The 21,617-nt window shown below is 47.5% G+C and carries 14 protein-coding genes; 12 read left to right on the plus strand and 2 right to left on the minus strand.

Annotated features, from left to right (window positions below):
* The 7 genes from M301_RS14145 (at window position 1) to M301_RS02475 (ending at window position 15,068) form a co-directional block, all read left to right on the plus strand.
* Complete coding sequence (locus tag M301_RS14145) at window positions 1-10,068, plus strand: choice-of-anchor D domain-containing protein (RefSeq protein WP_013147173.1); 10,068 nt, start codon at window positions 1-3, stop codon at window positions 10,066-10,068.
* Window positions 10,069-10,234: 166 nt separating this feature from the next.
* A complete protein-coding gene (locus M301_RS02450) occupies window positions 10,235-10,681 on the plus strand; it encodes a hypothetical protein (protein WP_041359336.1) in 447 nt (148 codons plus the stop codon).
* A 48-nt stretch (window positions 10,682-10,729) separates the two neighbouring features.
* On the plus strand, window positions 10,730-11,140 hold the full coding sequence (locus M301_RS02455; RefSeq protein WP_013147175.1) for a hypothetical protein: 411 nt from the start codon (window positions 10,730-10,732) through the stop codon (window positions 11,138-11,140).
* Window positions 11,141-11,209: 69 nt separating this feature from the next.
* Window positions 11,210-11,713 carry a hypothetical protein gene (locus M301_RS02460; RefSeq protein WP_013147176.1) on the plus strand — a complete coding sequence of 168 codons (504 nt, stop codon included), beginning with the start codon at window positions 11,210-11,212 and terminating at the stop codon, window positions 11,711-11,713.
* A gap of 37 nt (window positions 11,714-11,750) precedes the next feature.
* Complete coding sequence (locus M301_RS02465; RefSeq protein ID WP_013147177.1) at window positions 11,751-12,536, plus strand: outer membrane lipoprotein-sorting protein; 786 nt, start codon at window positions 11,751-11,753, stop codon at window positions 12,534-12,536.
* A 13-nt stretch (window positions 12,537-12,549) separates the two neighbouring features.
* Window positions 12,550-13,377: a LolA-like protein gene (locus M301_RS02470; RefSeq protein ID WP_013147178.1), complete on the plus strand. Its 828-nt coding sequence runs from the start codon at window positions 12,550-12,552 to the stop codon at window positions 13,375-13,377.
* Entirely contained in the window at window positions 13,377-15,068 is a 1,692-nt protein-coding gene (locus M301_RS02475; RefSeq protein WP_013147179.1) for a c-type cytochrome, read from the plus strand. The genes M301_RS02470 and M301_RS02475 overlap by 1 nt, the downstream gene beginning before the upstream one ends.
* Window positions 15,069-15,134: 66 nt before the next feature.
* Here the strand turns inward: M301_RS02475 and M301_RS02480 are convergent, their stop codons facing one another.
* On the minus strand, window positions 15,135-15,845 hold the full coding sequence (locus M301_RS02480; RefSeq protein ID WP_013147180.1) for an SCO family protein: 711 nt from the start codon (window positions 15,843-15,845) through the stop codon (window positions 15,135-15,137).
* A gap of 259 nt (window positions 15,846-16,104) precedes the next feature.
* Window positions 16,105-16,485, minus strand: coding sequence for a response regulator (locus tag M301_RS02485; protein WP_013147181.1), 381 nt, complete (start codon window positions 16,483-16,485; stop codon window positions 16,105-16,107).
* A 261-nt stretch (window positions 16,486-16,746) separates the two neighbouring features.
* Here M301_RS02485 and M301_RS02490 point away from each other — a divergent pair, with 261 nt between their 5' ends.
* The 5 genes from M301_RS02490 to arsB all read left to right on the plus strand — a co-directional run bounded on the left by M301_RS02490 (window position 16,747) and on the right by arsB (window position 21,601).
* Window positions 16,747-17,376 carry a lytic transglycosylase domain-containing protein gene (locus M301_RS02490; protein ID WP_013147182.1) on the plus strand — a complete coding sequence of 210 codons (630 nt, stop codon included), beginning with the start codon at window positions 16,747-16,749 and terminating at the stop codon, window positions 17,374-17,376.
* A 350-nt stretch (window positions 17,377-17,726) separates the two neighbouring features.
* Window positions 17,727-19,463 (plus strand): PAS domain-containing sensor histidine kinase, encoded by a 1,737-nt coding sequence (locus tag M301_RS02495; protein WP_013147183.1) that lies wholly within the window; start codon window positions 17,727-17,729, stop codon window positions 19,461-19,463.
* A 279-nt stretch (window positions 19,464-19,742) separates the two neighbouring features.
* Window positions 19,743-20,066 (plus strand): ArsR/SmtB family transcription factor, encoded by a 324-nt coding sequence (locus M301_RS02500; protein WP_013147184.1) that lies wholly within the window; start codon window positions 19,743-19,745, stop codon window positions 20,064-20,066.
* A gap of 12 nt (window positions 20,067-20,078) precedes the next feature.
* Window positions 20,079-20,528: an ArsI/CadI family heavy metal resistance metalloenzyme gene (locus M301_RS02505; protein WP_013147185.1), complete on the plus strand. Its 450-nt coding sequence runs from the start codon at window positions 20,079-20,081 to the stop codon at window positions 20,526-20,528.
* Window positions 20,529-20,542: 14 nt separating this feature from the next.
* Window positions 20,543-21,601 (plus strand): ACR3 family arsenite efflux transporter, encoded by a 1,059-nt coding sequence (gene arsB, locus M301_RS02510; RefSeq protein ID WP_013147186.1) that lies wholly within the window; start codon window positions 20,543-20,545, stop codon window positions 21,599-21,601.
* Window positions 21,602-21,617: the final 16 nt, after the last annotated feature.

Here is a 21,617-nt window from a genome sequence, read left to right on the forward strand (position 1 = left end):
ATGAGAGCCTATAATTGCAAGACAAGCCTAATCAAATCTGGTCTTGCCGCATTTATTCTCCTGCTGGCGAGTAGTGCCGCACTTGCAGCAACGATCAATTTGACCGCAGCACCCACGCAAACAAAGTTACCCGATGGGCAGACCGTGCCGATGTGGGGCTATCGTTGCGGTACAGTTGATGCTAACGCTGCTAGTGCTACTTGTGCAGCCTCAAATCCAGCCGCTGGTAATAACTGGTCACCAGTGGTGATTACGGTTCCGGCAAATGCGGCTGGCGGCTTAACGATTAATCTAACAAATAACCTGAGCTTTGCCACAGGTAGTGGAACCAACACCGTTCCAACCTCTCTGGTCATTGTTGGCCAACTTGGTGGTGGCTTGGGTAGCGCCCCTGCGCGTATGCCTAGTCCAACGCATGCGGCACAAGGCACGACATGGCCAGGAACGCTAGGTGCTCCTGACCCTACAGCTTGTTTACCGGGAGCAGACCCAGCCGCTGCAGCTGCCGCCGGGACATTTTGTCCACCTGCACAAGCAGCTCGTGTGCGCTCATTTGGTACTGAAGTCGCAGCAGGTAGCTCGCAAGTGTTGACTTGGAGCAGTCTCCGTCCCGGTACCTATTTAATTGAGTCTGGTACGCAGCCTTCAATTCAAGGGCCGATGGGACTATACGGGATGTTGGTAGTGACCGACGCCACCTACCCAGGTCAGGCTTTTGACAAAGACGTTCCACTATTGTTAAGTGAAATTGATCAATTGCAAAATACCGCAGTCGATACTGCGGTAAAAACTGCTGGCTTCAGTGATGGCTTGGTTTGGAACGGTCAGGCTGGTCAATGCGGTGATCAGAGCGTACATACCTGCTACCCACCAGCCGTCAACTACGATCCACGCTATTATCTGATTAACGGTGTATCGTTTGATCGCACCAATATTGGATCCTCTACGTTTGCTGGCCCTGCTGCTACGGTAGCTTCAGGCAATGTATTGCTGCGTTTTGTGAATGCGGGTCTACGCATGCATGTGCCATCAGTAGTGAATGCAAACATGACATTATTGGCTGAAGATGGAAACAAACTGCCAGGTGTGCCTAAAGTGCAGAGCGAGTTACTTCTCCCTGCTGGTAAGACCTATGATGTGACGATTCAGCCGACACATTCATCTGGAAGCTATGTGCCTGCTACCTATGCATTGTTTGACAGGGCGCTAAGCCTGTCAACCAACAACCAGCGCGATGGTGGTATGCAGGCTTACATTGCCATTAATGGCGGTGCTGCATCTGGCGTGGGTACAAATTCGCCCGGAGGCTCCAGCACTACCCTAAGTGCTGTTGATAAAAATTATTACTGTATATCAGGTTCGACTTTGGCCGTGAGTGACCCAAATAAAGGTGTTCTAGCTGGTGTTGTGGGTGCCAACGGCGCCACGCTAGCGGATTCTAGCGCTCTACCAGTTGGTGCGACCTTGGCATTTCAGTCAGATGGAACTTTTACCTATACGCCACCCACTACCGGCACTTGTGCAGGCGCATTTAGTTACCTTGTGAACGGAACGCTTAGCAAGACGGCAACGATAACCCAGTGTGATGCAAGCACACCCGGATGTGCTGCACTTGGCGGCGCACCTGTTGCTAACTCAGATGCTTACACTAGCGCCATCGCCACACAGATTAAAGTCGCTTCACCTGGTGTGTTGTTAAACGACACAGATCCTTCAGGATTGCCGTTGAAAACTGCGATTGTAGGTACTCCTGCGGGCGGCACGGTGATACTGAATGCGGATGGCTCTTTTACTGCTACACCAACAACTGCACCTACGACAGCGCCAGTCAATGTGACCTTTCAGTATAATGCTATCAATACACAGAACACAGTGAGCACAGGTCCTGCAACGGTAACACTGACCTTTCCGACGCCAAGCAACCTTGCGGTGAATGTCAAAGATGCCAAGACTGGCGTGGCCATTAACGACTATCGCTGGATTATAGAGGAAGACCGTACTTTCTGGATTGACCCTAAGTGTCAGGTCAATACAGGCACTGGCCAAAGACCAGATGGCTGTCCTCCATTACCAGTAGAAAGCCTTGGCTATAACTTCCATACTGCCAACATGCCAGTGATAGCCACTGGTTGTGTCGGTGACGTTTCTTGCGAAATCGGACAAGCGCAGCAGGGCACACCAGTTGCCTGCGATGTGGGTAATGGCGTGTGCCGTACCGATGCGGGCAAGAAGATTGCGGTTCTGCCAAGTCAGGTTGCCCTTGATCCAAGCAAACGCTACTATATTTCCGTGTTGCCTGGTGACGGCATCAATACCACGCTAGGTGGCGCTGGTGGACCACAAAATATTGGTGGTAAAGATGTTCCGTTTGATATTGCCAGAGATTGTGGCCCCTTCAGTGGTCCGACTGGCGCCTGGGAGCCTGGTGGCCCTTCTGCCCTCTGTGGTCATGCCATGGGCGGGGCGCAAATTTCAAAAGAACAGGTTCAACAGGCTGCAGCTGGAGCTGGGGCGCCTGTGAATATCAGTTTGCAACAAACACCATTGCCAACGGCAAAAATCTCTGTATTCGTGTTTCAGGACGATAATCCACTAAACGGTGAAAATGATGCCGGTGGTGGCGTTGATGTGATCGCCCCCAATGAGCCAGGTTTAAGCGGGTTTGAAATCAAGCTGTTTGACCAGGCAGGTGGTCTAGGTGATGCGACCGGACAGATTACCTATGACATGTTCAACATGCCAGTCTCTAACTCTCTTGCAGGCACAAAAGATCCTGTGACCGGCCTTGATGCTTGCCCAATCAGTACTAAGTCAGATGGTCTCGTTGGCATGGTACCAACCTGTCCAAAATTTGAGTCAGATGGTAAGACCTTGTCACCTTTAGCGGGTCAAGTGGTCGTTGCTAATCTATATCCAGGCTTGTACGAAATAGTAGCTACGCCAGGGCATGACCGGATTGCACGCGGAGAGGAGTGGCTACAAACCAATACCTTGGATGGCGGCAAAGCACATGAGGCCTTTATCAAACCTAACGAGCCCGGTTACTTCCAAGAGTTCGGACCCGGCGGCTACCATGTCGCCATCGGTTTTGCCAATCCTAAAATCATCAATAATCGTAAAGCCGCTTACTGTGCTAGTTTGGATTGCTCACATACATTGAATGTCAGTGTTGCAAATACGCATATGTCCCGTACGCCAGATCAGCGTACGTTTAGTACCCATAGCTACGATCACTACGGCTTTACAACCTGCTATGTTTCAGTAGGGCCTGCGGATACTGAGGATTTCGCGTTCCAAAAATGTGATGCAGACGGTAAAGTTACTTTCACTGGAATGCCAAATGGAACGTACAAGTTAACAGTTTTCGACCAATGGAATGACATCATGCTCGATGGTTTGGTGTCCACGGTAGTAGTGAATGGTGATACGACTAAGGAATTTCCAGTGACCCAGTGGCGCACCAATCTTTACACCCGCACATTTATAGATACCAATGGTGATGGGGTTTCGCAAGAAGATGAGCCAGGGTTGCCTCTTGTTTCTACTAATATTCGTTATCGCGATGGTAGCTTCGGTTTTTTCAATAGTACTGATTTAAAAGGTTATGCTGGTTTTAACGAAGTATTCCCTTTCATGAACTGGCTGGTCGTTGATTCTTACACTACAAGTTATAAATCAACAGCGACTCACGTGGTTTACGACGCGGGCGGTCCAGTTGATGGGCAAGACGGTGGAGGAAGCTCGACTATCGCTGCTAATCTTGCGAATACGATAGAAAATAACAGCTTGCCTCCTGCGCTGCGGGTGCCCGGTGCTAGATATTGCGCTTCTGCCGACTGCCCTGCTGGCGATACAGCTGGCGGCTCTACTGGTCGTGTTGACCCTGCAGGTACAACCACAGAAGGTTGGCAAGGTCTACTTGGTCAAAATACTTTTATAGAATTTGCCAAGAAACCTTTTGCCAAAACTGAAAATGGCGGCATCATGGGTCATGTGATCTACGCTTCGACTAGACCATTTGATGACCCGGCATTACTCTTGCAACTTAGCTGGGAGCCAGGTGTACCACGCGTGCAGATTAATCTGTATCAAGAAGGTACAGCAGCTGATGGCAGTAAAACACTCAAACTGGTCGATACTACTAAGACCACCAGTTTCGATGATTGGGCGCAGGGCTTCCGTTCTGACGGTGTACCCAACATGAACTGCCCAGGCCAAGATGCTTCAAGTCCATTCTTTGCGACATTGAAAGACAGCAAAATGTGGTTAGACCCCACTAAGACTGCTCTGCCAAACAATTCACAGTTCAAATGCTACGATGGCTGGTCACAATTAAACCAAGCCCAACCCGCACCTTATGATGGTCTGTACAAGTTCCCGAGTGTGACCAGTATTGATCTGGCAACTGGTTTGCCTACTGGCACTAATTGCTCAATTTGTGTGAATAATCCATCAGGCGACGGTACCAAAATGTTACCTGCTGGCAAATATGTAGTTGAAGTGATTGTGCCAACAGGATACGAACTGGTGAAAGAGGAAGATAAAAATATCCTGATGGGAGATGTTTATGTTGCGCCAGTGACTCAGCAGTTTGCGGGGCTTGGTAGCATCTTCATCATGCCTGACCAGGCGGCAGTGAATGCTTACTACAACAAAAACAACCTGATACAGTCTACTACTAACAATGGTGCGGTACCTCGTCACGAAGGTGACACTGGCACCGTAGAGGCTTTCTGGGCTTGTGTTGGTGAGAAACGCATCGTGCCAGATTTTAACAGTCTGTTCCCAGGAGCAGGGCAAGCAGCACCGTTCGCTGGTGCATTGCGACCATTGTGTGATCGCAAAGAAGTGATACTTGAAGACGAAATGACCGCGCTTGCGAAATTCTATGTCTTTACTTCAACTCACATTGCTGGTCATTTCACAGGCATGATGACGAACGACTTTGCTTCAGAGTTCGATCCATTCTCCCCACAATTTGGCGAGAAGTTTGGTCCACCAAATCTGCCAGTTGGTTTACGTGACTTTAACGGCAATGAGGTAGCCCGCGTCTATTCTGACCAATGGGGTGTCTATAACGGCTTGTTCTTCTCAAGTTATGGCGTCAACCCACCAAACCCTACTGGGTACGTACCACAGATGGCAATTGCCTGTATGAACGACCCTGGTCCGATACATTCAGATCCTTTGAATCCGAATAGCCCGATGATTACTGATCCATCCTACAATCCGGCATATAGCAATTTCTGCTACGAAACACCTTTCATGCCTGGCTTCACTGCCTACATGGATACACCAGTTATTCCAACACAAGCTTTTGCTGATGGCTACAATCTGCCAGACACTGAGTATCCTGACGGAACGCCAGCTATTAAGGCTGTGATGGGTGACGGCATCGGGCCATGGGTGGCCGCGGCTGCAGGGTCTCGAGTTGTTTCGTCGATTACCCTGAATTCAGCAGGTTCTGGTTATAGTAGTGCTCCAACGGTGACTATTTCTGGTGGCGGTGGTAGTGGGGCGCAAGCAATTTCCACACTGACACCTAGTCCGATAGGTGCTCTGAATCTCACCAATGGCGGTAACGGCTACGCATTAGCACCTACAGTGACCTTTGCCGGCGGTGGCAGTGGCGCTAGTGCGATTGCTAATATGGGTGTCGGCTCCGTTGCGGTAACGAGTGCGAATGGCTCATATAGAGGTATTACGACACCAGTAGTCACTTTCTCAGCACCACCTTGCGCAATTAATGGCACAACCTGCGTATTGGCGCGGGGAACAGCAACGATGTCTAGTAATCAGTTGCTTAATCTCAACCGTCGCGTAACAGGCATTAGTTTGACTGGTGGTACTAATACACGTGGTAGCGGTTATACATCGCCACCTACCGTTACATTTAGCACTGGGCCAGCAACTGCGACAACTTCGCTTAATATTCGCTCCTTGCAACTAGTGAGCGGCGGCTCAGGCTATGTATTGCCTACAGTCGGCTTCACTGGCGGTGGCGGTAACGGTGCCACAGCAACGGCTACAGTGAGTGGCGCTTCCGTAGCCTCAGTGATCTTGCTGACTGGTGGTTCTGGGTACGCAGGAATACCAACGATTGGGTTCACTGGCGGTAGTGGTAGCGGCGCTTCTGCAACTGCAGCAACTGCAGCCTCTGGTAATCTAACAATTACAGCACTTGGGGCTAAGCAGGTGCAGAATCCAAACTACTCTGGCCCTAATGCAACATCTGCACCCTACAACCAAAAGACTATCATCAGACACTATGATTTTGGTAGTAGCGCAGGTTCCGTTGCACTGGTTGGCAATGACGGCGTTGCTCGTCCATTGACTGGCGTGACATGGAGCAATGATACGATTACAGGTACGGTGCCTAATGGTTTGCCTAACTGTACTGTACAACAACGTAATCAACCAGCTTCTAAGTGTGGACAGTTAGTGATTACCCGTTCCGATAATGGTAAACAATCGATAGACGCGATTACTGTGACGGTTGGCGGTAGCTCACCTTGGTTCGTGACTGAGCAAGGTGTGACCGCGCCTGGCGGTAAGTCTGTGAAAGATTACACGGCTAATTTTGGCCGCTTTGGCTTCAGCCCAATCCAGACTGCGCTTGACAGTGCTGAACCAGGAGACTTGGTGATTGTCGGTCCAGGCACATATCGCGAAAACTTGATCATGTGGAAGCCGGTACGCTTGCAAGGTGTGGGCGCGGGCTCTGTCACTGTTAATGCTGACGCACATCCTGCAGGTAAAATGGATCAGTGGCGTCGTCAGGTGGATTGTGTCTTCGGACTTACGCTAAGCGGTGTGCCTAATTTAGGTAATAGCAGCGCTGCTTTCGATCCAAACGGTCAGTACTCTTGCCCATCCGCAATGCACCAACGTGGAGACCGCATCCCATTTGAGGCCATCACAGGATGGGATGCTTCGGGCAATGGTAACCTCGCCCAAGTGCTGCAAGAGCCTACTCTGATGGGTGCCTATGAAGGTGCTGGCATCACAGTGCTGGGTCGCGGTGTTCGCATTCCGAATGGTAGTACCGACTTCTGGGGTGCTGCTGATCCTACTGCTGCTGGAGCATTCCCTTCTGGAAGCCAATGGCTCAGCGGTGGTAACAATGACTGTCGCGCCGACAGTACTCTGACCAACGGTTTGGATTACGGAACCAGTAACTACTACTGCAACCCATCCCGCATTGATGGTCTGTCTGTCCTCAATAGCTCACAAGGCGGCGGCGGTTTGTTTGTCCACGGCTGGGGGCATAACCTTGAAATTGCGAATACTCGCATATCGGGTAACCACGGGACGCTTGCTGGCGCGATTAATTTAGGTAACGGTGAGACACCACCAGTATTTGTTAATGATGGTGTGATCTGTGGTGCTGGTGCAGCCGGTGATGCTTGCCCTCCACTCAACGGCACGCCTGTGGGTGCAACGATTCCATTCGCTTTCGATGTGAACGTACGCATACACCACAATATGCTTTACAACAATGCTTCTATCGGCGATGCGCTGTTCACGGGCACTCCAGCTGGTGCTGGTGGCGTCACAGTGAGTGCGGGTGGCGATAACTACCAGATTGACCATAACTGGATCGCTGGTAACCTTTCCACTGGCGATGGTGGCGGCTTGCAAACACTGGGTGTGAGCTTTAATGGCAAGATCAACAACAACTACATCTTGTTCAACCAAAGTACCAATCCAACTCTGCCTACGAATGGCGGTGGTGTTGTCATCCAAGGCGCTAACGAACCACGTACCTTCCAAGGTGCTGAGTGCGGCGGAACCACCGATCACGACTGCCCTCCTGGTCTGGGTGATGGTACAGGTGCTGGTCTGGTCATCGATGCCAATCTTATTCTGGGTAATAGTGCCGAGAGCGGTAGTGGCGGTGGCTTACGCTTACAACAAGTAAACGGCAGCGAGATGATTGCCTTCCCGACCAATAATACACGTTGGTACGGCGTGACTGTCACCAACAACATCATCGCTAATAATGTTGCTGGTTGGGATGGCGGTGGTGTGTCGATTGAAGATGCGTTGAAAGTGAACTTCACCAACAATACAGTGGTGTCAAACGATACGACTGCATCAGCTGGTTCACTCTTCAAAACGCTAGGTGCAATCAATGCTTCGTCTCCACCTCCAGGTTGCACACCGACAACGGATCCGAATGCACCACAGAATCCTAACTGTCTTGGTGTTGACGCACCGCACGGTCCACAACCAGCTGGCTTGGTAGTGATGGCAAATACCATTAACCTGCGTGATGCGATTGCCGGGTTGGCAAATCAAAACGTGAGCTGCCCAACAATCCAGACTGTGGCAAATCTTGCTAGCATAGTGCGTGTCAGTGGAACAGTCACAGTGACAACCGCTACGCCGGTAACGCTTCATGTTGGTGACATTATCAGCATTGCAGTCAATAACGGAGGCGGTAATTTTAATGGGACAAAAACGGTGGCTTCTACTCCTGACAGCACTCATTTCACCTATCTACAAGGAAGTGGCAATACTGCTCAGATTAATAACCGTGGAACCGTGACGTATAACTCTGGTAACCCTTATCCAGTTGCCAGTGGGGTCAATGCAACCTGTAAGAAAGTGTCATTGCCAATCATGACCAACAATATCATCTGGCAAAACCGTTCTTTCAGCGTTGATATTGTTTCGCCAGGTACTGGTCTGCAATCGCAACAGAACTTAGTGGCATTAGCTCCGCAGTTGAATCAAACAGCGACAGGCGAGTGCGCGCAGGGTGCTAGTTATTGGGACTTCGGTCTTCGCACAGATGACGTTGCAGGTGGCACTATTCCAAGTGGTACTAAATTGACACTGAATAACTCTATCTACACGAATGATGTGCGTAATGTGAATGTGGTATCGAGCATTTCTGCTAACAATCATGTGGGCGGAAGTTCACCGGTCATTGCACAGTTCTGTAACGGTGCAAGAACAGCGCCAGAGGGTTGTAATCAGCTAGCTAGCGGACTTGGTCAGTCTTGCCACGGTTTCAATGTGCCTCCAGGTTCATCCGAAACTACAGGTTTGGCTGACGTGTTTGTGTTCAGTGGCATCAGGCCAACGGCAACAGTGGATGAAGGTCATAACTGGTTGAATCTGTCCTATGGTCCTCTAACACTGAGTCGGCCAAATGTCTCAACTGCGACTGCAGCTGAACAAATGGTTGCATCTGCAGATATTGGAACTAAAAATGGTGCTTACTCGATTCCATCTACATCTGTTGCTGTCGATAATGGCAATACCAATGGCGCACCAAGCAGAGATTTCTACGGAAATACTCGCGTTGGAGTGCCGGATATTGGTGCGGTTGAGGTGATTCCTGCAGCGATAGCAAGCGTAACTGGTGGCCCACTCACCTTCAGTAATGTGGCGGTTGGTTCAACCAGTGCTGCGCAAACGCTGACATTGCAAAACACTGGCGGCGGGTCATTGACTGGCATAGGGGTTGCAGTGACAAGTCCATTCTCAAGAGCTGGTGGAACTTGTGGTGCAACGTTAGCAGCTAGTAGCAGCTGTACTATCACAGTGACATTTACGCCAACAGGAACAGCTGCGGCAACAGGCACAGTGACTATTACAGGTAGTGTCCCAGTCACTGGCTCGCCAGTTGCACTTAATGGGACTGGCGTTGCTCCAGTGACTTCTGCCACATTAGCGCCTGCTTCATGGACTGTTTCTCAAGTACGAAACTGTCCGGGTACTGGTTTAGGGCAACTTGCTTGTGCGCTTGACCCAAGTCAGTCATTTACACTGACAAATACTGGCAATGTGACTCTGACAGGTATCACGACTGGTTCATTGTCTTCATCACCAGTGGCGAATGCAGCCAACTATGCAATTATTGGTACGGTGCTGGGTGTACAGCAATCAACATGTGGAACAACAGTGACCTCTCTGGCGCCCGGTGCGACCTGTACCGTAAGAGTACAGTTCAAGCCACTGACAGCGCAGGCAGCTGGAGCTAAGCCCGCAACGTTGAGTGTGACAGCAGGCGCAGCAGGGCTGAAAACATCCAGCTTGAATGGAACTGCAAATTGACGACACTGATTGACACAGGTAGATGAGATTCGTGACGATCGACTTCCCCTGAGGCAGGCACTAATGCCACAGGGGGGTTGTGAATCTCAGAAAGAATATAAAGCATATGATGTTTGGAGAAATTAGAGTAGGTCGATTAGTCTGTTATCTAGTTTTGGTGCTTGCAATGACCAATCATGCTCCTAGTTATGCCAATACAGAGAAACAGGATTTGGGGATTCAAGCGCCAAATCCTCAGGTGCCAGCAGTTCAGTCTAGATACCGCGCCGTGCGAGGCGGCTTGGATGACCGCATCAAGGCACTTTCGCAAGCGCTCGATTTGGATGAGGTACAACAATCCAAGTTGAGGAAAGTGCTAGAGAGCCAGCGTGAGCAGGTGATGAAGGTTTGGAGTGATCCATCATTGCCAGCGGCCTATCGCATTAGTGCAACACAGGCGATTAGTAATGGAACAGCAGACCAGATTCGTGCATTGTTGAACGAAGAGCAGAGGAAAAAATACAACCCACCCAGACGGTCGCATGAAGCTGCAACTGGCGCCAGTGAACGCAGTGTAGAAGATTGGATGGAGGTCGCCAAGCCTAAGCAGATTGAGGCCAGTCCAAACCCATAGTGGATTTAGGGTGGCGTAGTTGTTGGAGTAGTTATTTGATATGAGTTTATGGTCATTGGCGAATTTGTAGAAAAGAGTAAGGCGATGATGTTGAAACTTGGCGATATGTTTATCAGAGAATTATCAGAAAAGGCCGAGCTAGGTATGCCTAAGCAGCCACTCCAAACTGTTCGTATCATGTCAGCTACATTGCTTGTATGTGGCGTAATGCTAATGACAGCTTGGACTCAAGCTAAAGCAGAAGTGCCTGAAGCTGCACAAGTGACAAGTATTATCGATTCATCAGATGAGATGGACGTGGCTAAAGAAAAGCCGGAGAAAAAAGCGCAAGTTTCTCCCTATGTAAAAGCAAGCCGACAGCATGTGCAAGTGGACGAGCCAAATGAAGCACATAAGCGCTCGCTGGCAATTACGGTGGGCTTCCCAGGAGTTCCAAGCGGACAGGGCAAACGGCATTGAGTTGATTTGGTCGGGCAAGTACAACAAACTTTACTGGCTTGTAGTGGTAATTCAGCAAAAGGTGAGCATATGACAAATGATTCAAAACTAGGCAGCATGGCAAAGCTATTCGGGCTGATAGTTGTATGTGGGTTGCTTACATTGTCATTCATGGTTCAAGCCGAGCAAAGACATATTGGCGGCAGCACACACAAGACCTCGCCGTATCATCAAACCAAATTAACCGAGCGGGCGAAAGAATATTATCAGGCTGTTTGGGGTGTGGATAATTTGAAGGTGAGCCAAACTGCGTCCGGCAACCTTATACGCTTTAGTTACCGCGTGGTCGAGCCTGCGCTTGCTAAGGCACTTGGTGATAATAAAGCCACGCCACGCATGTATGGGCTACGTAGCCGCGCGATGCTGGAGGTCCCAGTCATGGATAAAATTGGCCAATTGCGGCAAACCAACACGGTTGAAACTGGCAAGGAATATTGGATGGTATTTTCCAATAAGGGCAATATTGTCAAGTCTGGTGATCGTGTGAGTGTGTTAATTGGTTCGTTTCATGCTGATGGGTTGATGGTTGAGTAATGGCGCTACTAAAGCGCATAAACTGAGGATGGCTATTATGAAAAAATTAATCTATATCACAGCTTGTTTGGCGCTTGTGAATGCTACCGCTGTACCGATTACATATGGTGCGCAAACAGCCGATATGACTGTGGCACAAATCGTGGAGAAAAACGCTAAGGCTCGCGGCGGACTTGAAGCTTGGCGCGCGGTGAGCAGTATGACCATGTCTGGCGAGATGGATGCTGGCGGCAAAAAGAATACCATGCTGCCATTTGTCATGAGCATGAAGCGACCTTACAAGAGTCGTTTAGAGATTCGTTTTCAGGATCAGCCGGCAGTGCAGGTTTACGATGGCACACAGGGTTGGAAAGTGAGACCTTTCTTGGGACGTGATGACGTTGAGCCATTTAGCCCAGCCGAAGCTAAAGTGGCTAGTGGATGGCCGCAGCTGGACGGCCCTCTGATTAATTATGCTGCTAAGGGCACCAAGGTGGAATTGCAAGGCACTGAAGCCGTGGAAGGCAAAGATGCCTATAAGCTCAAGCTGACCATGAAAAATGGTGAGCAGCGTAACCTATGGATAGATGCTAGTAGCTTTCTGGAAGTGAAAATCGACGGTGATCCGCGCAAAATGGATGGAAAATTGCGTAATGTTGCTATTTACTATCGTGACTTTAAGAAAGTGAATGGGCTTTCGGTTCCATACGTAACAGAGACCGTGGTCGATGGCGTCGGTCAGACGCATAAAATGAACATTCAGACTGTGACCTTGAATCCACCACTAGACGACACAATCTTCGCAAAACCAAAGGTGAATCTGGCCACAACAACCGACCATTAGGTAGCGTGTGATAATGAAACTTTTCTCAGCATTGGGTTTACTTGTATGGCTTGCCATCCCATCCCATTCTTATGCTGACGAATTAATCACTACACCACTGCTAGATGCGTCCGAGATTATCAATAAGAATATCTCGGCTAGAGGTGGTTTGGAGGCATGGCAGAAAATCCAGACCATGGTCTGGATAGGCCATATTGAGAGTGCCCATGCCCCCATTGCCAAAATGCCGTTTGTCCTTGAAATGAAGCGTCCGAATAAGACGCGCTTTGAGATTAAAGCCCAAAACCAAAAAAGTGTACGCATTTTTGATGGCAATCAAGGGTGGAAAATGCGTCCAACAAGCAGTGGCAAGCCTGATTTGCAGCAATATACCAATGAAGAGTTGAGGTTTGCGCGAGATGAACCCAGTATTGGCGGCTTGCTAATGGGCTTGCAATCGAATGCTGCCGATGTGACATTGGACGGAGTAGAGGATGTTGCGGGTCAACAAGCCTACCGTCTGAGTATAAAATTGCCATCAGGCGTCACTCATCACGTCTGGGTCGATACACACAGTTTTCTGGATATCAAATACGATCGCGAGTTCATCAATAAGCTTGGTCAGTCTGTGATGGTGCCGGTGTTTAATCGCAACTATCAGTCTATGGGTGGGTTGCAGGTGCCATTGTTGATAGAAACTGGAGAGGGCGCAACAGAGCCGCCTGATAAGCTGTTAATAGAAAAAGTATTGCTTAATCCACCTCTGGAAGAAAATATCTTTGCCAAACCGAGCGTTCCGCAACGTCGTAATGCAGTAACTGTTAACGCAGTTGCTGAAGAACGACCAGAGGATGTTAGGTAATGCTAACTCTTCATTCAGTATGTCTGCGGCTGAGCGGTGCATTTCATTTTCTCCGCTCAACGCCAATGCTAAGGGTGGTCGCTAGCCTATCGCTACTAGTTGTATCAGTGGTGCCGTTGTGTCACGCAGCCGATCCAACAATACAGACAGGTGAAACAATCTACCGTAAAGGTGTGCTGATATCAGGCGAAGCGTTGGAGGGAAAACGTGATGATGGCGCGACTAGTATGGGTGCAGATGCAGCTTGCATCAATTGCCACCAGCGCAGCGGCTTGGGCTCTAAGGAGGGTCGCATTTCCATTCCGCCTATCACTGGTCGTTATCTGTTTCACGCACGAGCTTCAAGTGTAGAGAATCTTGATTTGCCATATGTCGAGGGCATACGTCCTAATCGCGAGCCTTATACGGATGAAAGCCTCGCCAAGGCGATTCGAGAAGGTATAGATTCCGAAGGAAAGCCACTCAACTATCTAATGCCGCGTTATCAACTCAATGATGCCGATATGGCAGCGCTCATCGGGCATCTTAAACACCTCGATCAGCGACGGCTGCCTGGGGTTGATGACACGGTACTGCATTTTGCTACCATTATCACCCCAGACGCCGACCCCATTAAAGCTAAAGGCATGCTCGATGTGATAGAACACTATTTTGCAGTCAAGAACACCTTTCCTATTGGTGCCACTCCACCAGTGCGCTCCTCTCGAAAAATGATGTACATGGTCAATCGTCACTGGCAACTGCATATTTGGCGGTTAAATGGCCCTGCGACTGGCTGGCAGATGCAGCTTGAGAAGCATCTTGCCCAAGAGCCCGTTCTAGCAGTTGTGTCGGGGATTGGCGGTGCAAACTGGGCGCCTGTCCATGCGTTTTGTGAAAAGTCGACCATTCCATGTCTTTTCCCAAATGTTGAGGCGCCACCTGCCGAAGCTGATCGTGACTTCTATTCGCTTTACTTTTCCAAGGGTGTGTTACTGGAAGCAGGCCTAATCGCTAACAATCTACTCAAACAGCATGACGAAAATATGGTGACGCAGATAAGACAAGTTTACCGTGCTGGGGATGGTGGTGAAGAGGGCGCTATGGCGCTCGCCGCTTTACTTGAGCCACATGGTTTCAAATTTGAAGCACATGCCCTAGCAAAAGAGTTACCTGCCTCCAGTGTGGCTAATGCGCTTAATGAAACCAAGTCAGAAAATGTGTTGGTCTTGTGGTTGCGACCACCAGATATTTCGGCTCTCAGTCAGGTGCCGGATGTACCCTCTACCGTGTTTGTCTCAGGCTTACTAGGCGGTCTTGAGCATGCGCCGCTACCGCCTGACTGGCGCAAACGAATACAGCTCACTTATCCATTTGACTTACCAAAGCACCGGCGTGTCGGTGTCGATTTTGCGCGCGGCTGGTTTTCAATCAGCCATATTCCTGTTGTAGATGAGCAGGTGCAGGCCGACACTTATCTTGCCTGTGGACTACTTGCTGAAACATTGAGTCATATGACCGATACTTTTGTTCGTGAATATCTGATTGAGCGTATGCAGAGCATGATAGAACATCGAATTGTGACTGGTTACTACCCACATCTGGCACTGGCGTCTGGTCAGCGTTTCGCGTCCAAAGGGGGCTATATCGTGAGGTTTGCTTCAGGTGAGGGCAAAGATGTGATTAAGCCGTCTGAATGGATTAGACCATGAACACTCTTGTGGGGAGGTATCTGTCTTAAATTTGGCTGTAACGACTCTGAAAAATATAGGTCAGATTTATTGAGCAGCGATGAGCGTACGGTATTGTTGCAATACATCGTCCGCCGAGGCAAATCCATCTATCCTTAACCATTGTTTCCCCTTTGCCGCTCTGAGTAACGTCACCGGTACATGGTTCATCTTGTCACCTCGGTATACGTCGAAAGCGCGTTGAGTAGCTAGGCTGGCCTCAATGGTGCCGGTATATAGCTGCCACTGTGTTCCTGCATTATATTTGAAAGCGTAGTCTGTCAGACGGGTAGGCGTGTCCTGCTCAGGGTCAATCGAAATTGACACCATATGAACTTTTTCGCGTTCATTACCAAGCTTACGCTGTAATTGGGAGAATATCTGGCTACTTAACGGGCAGGTAGCTTTGCAGGTGGTATAGATGAAGTTCATGATAACCGGACGCCCATCGTTTAGTTCATCTGGTAGTGAGACGGTTTTTCCATCAGCCCGTACCAGATTCACTTGTGGCAGATTATAGCCAGCCGATGATGTCTTAATTTTTTGCGTGGTGACATGATGATTGGCGTGCGAGTCGTCCTCCTCATGCGCAAAGGCTCCGCTCGCTGTTGATAAAACTGTAGTAATGAACACCGCTTGACTGATTAACTTGAAGTTTAAGTATGCTTTTTCTTTTAATCTTGTTTGAGTTTTGCGAGTCTGCTTAGAATGCATGACCCATTTAGTCATTTGCTGATTTGATTTCAATGCATTGTTCATGGCAACTCTCACACTTTAAGCTACATAATTTCATCATGATCGTTAAAGCAATCAAGACAAAAAACTCTTAACTTAATGACTTGAGTTACATTTTATTGAGTACGGGGAAATTACACAGTAGGGTGAAGGCGGTATTTTTATGGGGTGAATACCCCATATGTTGATCGATTGATGCGACTAAACTGCCGAGCTAGTTTAGGTGGGCCAGCTGTTCGGCGGGTTGACTGTATTGAACATGGTGCTAAGGTGCGCCGTTAACTTAGTGACAGACCTTAGAACCTAAGATAGCTTCAACTATTGCAGGTATTTTTTCCATGGACACGGACCCCTTATCAATAAAATAAGTGGCGCCAGCTTGGTACGCTGCCCGATAGTATTCGGGAGCATCATTGGCTGTCATGACGATAACGGCAATGTCTGAATGCTCTGCCTTGATGTTCTTTGTCAGATTGAGCCCATTCTCGTCTGGTAACTTGATGTCCATAAAAACCAGATCAGGTTTGAAATAATCAATCTTGACCATAGCATCCTTACCATCAGCTGACTCTGCAATTACCATAGCAGGAAAACATAACATCAGGCTTTTGTTTAGGGAATGGCGAAAATCCACATTGTCTTCAACTAATAAAACTTTGAACATATAGTGCTCCAATCAGCCCCCTAATTGTTCAATTTATAATTTGAATTATATTTTAAACACTTACTAACACTGTAAGCAATACAGGTAGTAGTGTATTTATGCCTTACAGGCATGAGAACTATTACAGCAATTTCTCTTATAACTTACTTTGCTTTATTACGAGTCAATATAGGGTATTTACTGTATTCCATCAAGCGCTTATATGGGGTGAAATGTTAAACATTGTAATAGTTAACATTAAAACAATAAGCGAGACACATAATGAACAGACATTTAATTGTTAAAATAGTGCTGTTTGTGCTTGGTATTGGAGCAACTCATCACGTTCTTGCAGATGTTTTTGCTTTTGAAGACGAGAGTGGAACGGTTACTTTGACTAATCAGCCCAACGATAGTCGTTATACGCTGATATTAGAGTCGCCTAAAGTAAGCGCTCCTGCACTGGCGGTGATCACCAATTCCCTTCCTCCTTCCGTTTCCAGCATACCCTTCAGAGCTTTAGTGGACGAAGTAGCACACACTAATAATGTAGAGGCGGCGCTATTGCATGCCGTTATTGCTACAGAGTCGAATTACATCACTCGAGCGGTTTCTAGAAAAGGAGCTGTTGGTCTGATGCAACTGATGCCAGCGACAGCAAAACGCTATGGTGTTAAAGATGTATACGACCCAGTTCAGAACGTGCAAGGCGGCACGCGCTACCTGAAAGATTTGTTAAAGTTATTTGACAATAATGTGCGGTTGACACTGGCTGCTTACAATGCAGGAGAAACGGCCGTTGCCCGTTTCGGCAATAAAGTGCCGCCTTATCCTGAAACTAGGGAGTATGTTAATAAGGTCATGGGTCTTTATAATCAGTATCGAGTCAATAGCATTCAGCTAACGCTTTAAGTTGCTGTCAAAGTTTCGACAGCTTAGTCAGCGTCGTATTCCCAATGCGACAAAAGGTGATGTTATTTCAGGTATTAAGGATATTAAAGAGAGTTATTTAAACGCTAATCACCTTGGTTATATCCCAACAAAGCCTCGACAATGCTCATTTCTCTGAGTTGTTTATATTATCCCTATGCCAACTTACCACCAGCACTGTGTGTTGGCGTATTATTTGCTGTAAACAGATTAAACGTAAGTGCGTTAAGTTAACATTATTAGATATCTAAAAAATAACAATAAACACCTTTTGTATTGCTGGCAAAGTCGGTCAGTTACAATTAAAATTGTTGTAGATTGGGGGTGAGTAAATGGACGAAGAACCACTCAAACATTACCAAAAAAGGCTCCAGCAATTGCGAGATAAGGCCGAGGCTGACTTTGCTCAGGCTCCTGCTTTGGGTTCAATATCAGCACCGCAAGCTGTAGGTTTACTTACTCACGAACTAGGGGTTTATCAGATTGAGCTGGAGATGCAGAATGAGGAGCTGCGGCTGGCACAAGTTGCGCTAGAAAACTCACGTGACCGTTATGTAGATCTGTATGAATTTGCTCCAGTCGGTTACCTTTCTATCACCAATACGGGGCTGATCCATGAAGTTAACCTAAAAGCAGTCACAATGCTTGGCTTCAATCGTAAGAATCTTATCCAGCGACGCTTTGCACAGTTCATTGCTGATGATGATAAAGACCGCTGGTATCAATTGCTACAGCGGTATAAGAGAGGTGATAGTGAGCATAGCTACAGTTTGGATTTGCAATTAATCCGCTCTGATAAATCAACGTTCTTTGCCCATATTAATTGTCTGCAAATAAAAAGTACTAACAACCAGCTGATATTGCGCGTTGCGATTACCAATATTAGCCAGCTTAAAGCGTCGAGCTCAGAGCTAGAGTTACTCGTTAGAGCCCGTACTTTAGAACTGACTGATGCAAATCTACGTTTGAAACAAGAAATCGAAGACCGCAAGCGCATTGAGGCTGAACTGGAAAAAAGCCGGATAGAGTTTCGCTTGTTGGTTGAAACCATGAGTGAAGGTTTGATGGTATGCGACAATAAATGCATCGTCACCTATATTAATGATCGATTCTGTGAAATGCTCAAGCGTCCACGCGAGGAGATCGTTGGTCACGCTGCTATTGAGTTTATTGATGAAACCAGTCAGGCCGCTTGGAGTCTGCAAATTGCAAATCTCAAAGCGGGTAAAGTTACTTCTGATGAGGTCAAGCTGAAAGGACCGAAAGGTAATGGCATCTGGGCAAAAGTCTCACCCAGTCCATTACCTGACCTGCATGGGGGAACGGTTGGCAACTTCTCAGTCTTTACTGATATTGATGAGCATATACTCGCGGAGTACGCTTTGCGAGTGTCAAAAAATCAGCTGCGAAAATTGTCGGAACAGGTCATGTCAGCGCAGGAGAAAGAGCGACAAAGAGTCTCTTCTGAATTGCATGACGGCATTGGACAGACGTTAAGCGCGGTGAAGTTTTGCGTCGAAGCTGGTATTAAAAGTATATGTGAGCACCCTACTGAAGAGTCCTTTCGACATTTGGAGAATGTCATCCCAAAAATTCAGCACGCAATAGAAGAGGTTAGGCGCATTTCAATGGCGCTCAGACCATCCATGTTAGATGATATTGGTGTTCTAGCTACGCTCACCTGGTTCTGTCGTGAATCGAGTGTTGTGTATAAAAATATTAGCATTCAGTTGCAACTAGATATCAAAGAAGAAGATATTCCTGTTCGAATCAAAGTGGTCATCTTCAGAATCGTGCAGGAGGCATTCAATAATGCCGTCAAACATAGTAGCGCGGAGCGTATTAATATCATCTTAAAACTTGTGGGCAGTACCATTGTGTTGAGAATTGAAGACAACGGTGTTGGTTTTGATGCAAAATGTGTCGGTTCCCATGGAGGTGTTGTATCGAGTGGACTGGGGCTGGCTAGCATGCGGGAGCGTGCCGAGTTGGCCAGCGGTATATACTCAATTGACTCGACTAAAGGCGCGGGGACGAAAATACAGGCCACATGGCATAGGATGAGTTGAAGCAATTGCCCATTCATACATTGTCGGTCTGCTTTGCACGGAGTTGGTTTGGCACAGAGTAGACGATGAGGTGAGCTATCAAAACCTAACAGTGTCAAAATTGCGTGAGTTAAGGTTGGGCTATGGACATAACTTGCTCACCTGTCTTGAACGGCTGAGATTAACCAGTTGAACTCAAGACCAAAAGTTCCCATTCATCAGTAATTGACTCTAATCATTGAGTTAGCATTCCAATAAAAAACTTGACAACTATTCTATAATTATGGAAATATAGAATTTATGGATATTAAATTAGCAGTATTACAGCTTTCATCAATCGCTCAAGAGGCGCGTTTAGAGATATTTAGGATACTTGTACAGGCTGGCCCGGACGGCCTATCTGCTGGCAGCATTGGTGAATCGCTTCAAATCCCAGCAAGTACGCTGTCATTTCATCTTAAAGAGTTAAGCCATGCTGGGCTTATCAACTCACGCCAAGTCAGTCGATTCATATACTACTCAGCCAACTATGAAGCTATGAACGGTTTGCTTGCCTACCTCACAGAAAACTGTTGCGCTGGCGTAAAAGATTGCGGCCCTGCGTCCACTTGTAATCCTAAGTAAAGGAATTCCAAAATGAAAAGAATGCATTTACACATCTCTGTTGAAGATATTAATAAAAGTATTGGTTTTTACAATAGCTTATTTGGTGCTACACCTACTGTTTCAAAACCTGACTATGCGAAATGGATGCTAGATGACCCATCGGTTAACTTTGCTATCAGTCAGCGTGGCGCCAGAGCTGGCTTAGACCATATCGGCATTCAAGTGGAAAGCGATACTGAGCTTTTGGAAATTAAAAATCGGTTAGAAAAAGCTGAACTTAGTTTGCTGACTGAAGAGGGCAGTACTTGTTGCTATGCCAAATCAGATAAGCATTGGGTACAAGATCCATCAGGTATTGCTTGGGAAACCTACCATACGCTAGATAGTGCGCCTACATTTAGCGGTCAAGAAAGCGCTGAACCTAGTGCTGCATGTTGCGTGCCTGCTACACAAAAAGTGCAGTTCATTTCTAGAAAATAGTCAGCGTGAGCGAAATGAAAAAATCAAACGACTTGCAAGACACTAAACTAGCAATCGGCGCTTTTGAGCGTAATCTCACATGGTGGGTGCTTGGCTGCATTGTAGTAGGTATAGCGCTAGGTAAAGTATTTCCTAATTTATTTCAAGCGATTGGAAGCCTCAAGATTGCAGAGGTGAATTTGCCTGTAGCGGTCTTAATCTGGCTGATGATTATTCCCATGTTACTCAAAATTGACTTTAGCGCGATGAAAGAAGTGCTGTCGCATAGCAAGGGAATTGTCATTACGCTATTTATAAACTGGGTGGTCAAACCTTTCTCCATGGCACTACTTGCATGGATATTCATACGCCATCTATTTGCTGGCCTATTACCAGTTGATCAAATTGATAGTTATATTGCCGGATTGATACTATTGGCTGCTGCTCCATGCACGGCAATGGTGTTCGTATGGAGTAACCTGTGTGGAGGCGAGCCTAAATTTACACTTTCTCAGGTGGCAATAAACGACGCCATCATGTTATTTGCGTTTGCACCATTAGTGGCTTTGCTACTGGGGCTTTCCAGTATCACAGTGCCTTGGGCTACGCTATTCTTGTCTGTACTTTTGTTCATCGTAGTACCTGTAGTCATTAGTCAAATTTTACGCAAAATGCTGTTATCAAAAGCCACCAATGCTTTAGAAAACACGCTTAAACGACTGCATCCCATTTCACTTTCAGCCTTATTGACTACACTCGTTTTACTCTTTGCTTTCCAGGGCCAGCAAATCCTTGCTCAGCCTACCATCATTGGCTTGTTAGCAATCCCAATCACTATTCAGGTGTACTTTAATTCAATGCTGGCTTACTGGCTTAATAAGAAATTTAAAGTCGCGCATTGTGTGGCTGGACCATCTGCATTAATCGGGGCATCAAACTTTTTTGAGTTGGCTGTGGCTACTGCAATTGCACTATTCGGATTTAACTCAGGTGCAGCACTTGCAACTGTAGTAGGCGTGTTAATAGAAGTGCCTGTCATGCTATCAGTGGTCTCTATCGTCAATCGTAGCCGTGAATGGTACGAAGCTCATTAATCATCGAAAGTTATAA

It is taken from the genome of Methylotenera versatilis 301, assembly GCF_000093025.1.
GTDB classification, from domain to species: Bacteria; Pseudomonadota; Gammaproteobacteria; order Burkholderiales; family Methylophilaceae; genus Methylotenera; species Methylotenera versatilis.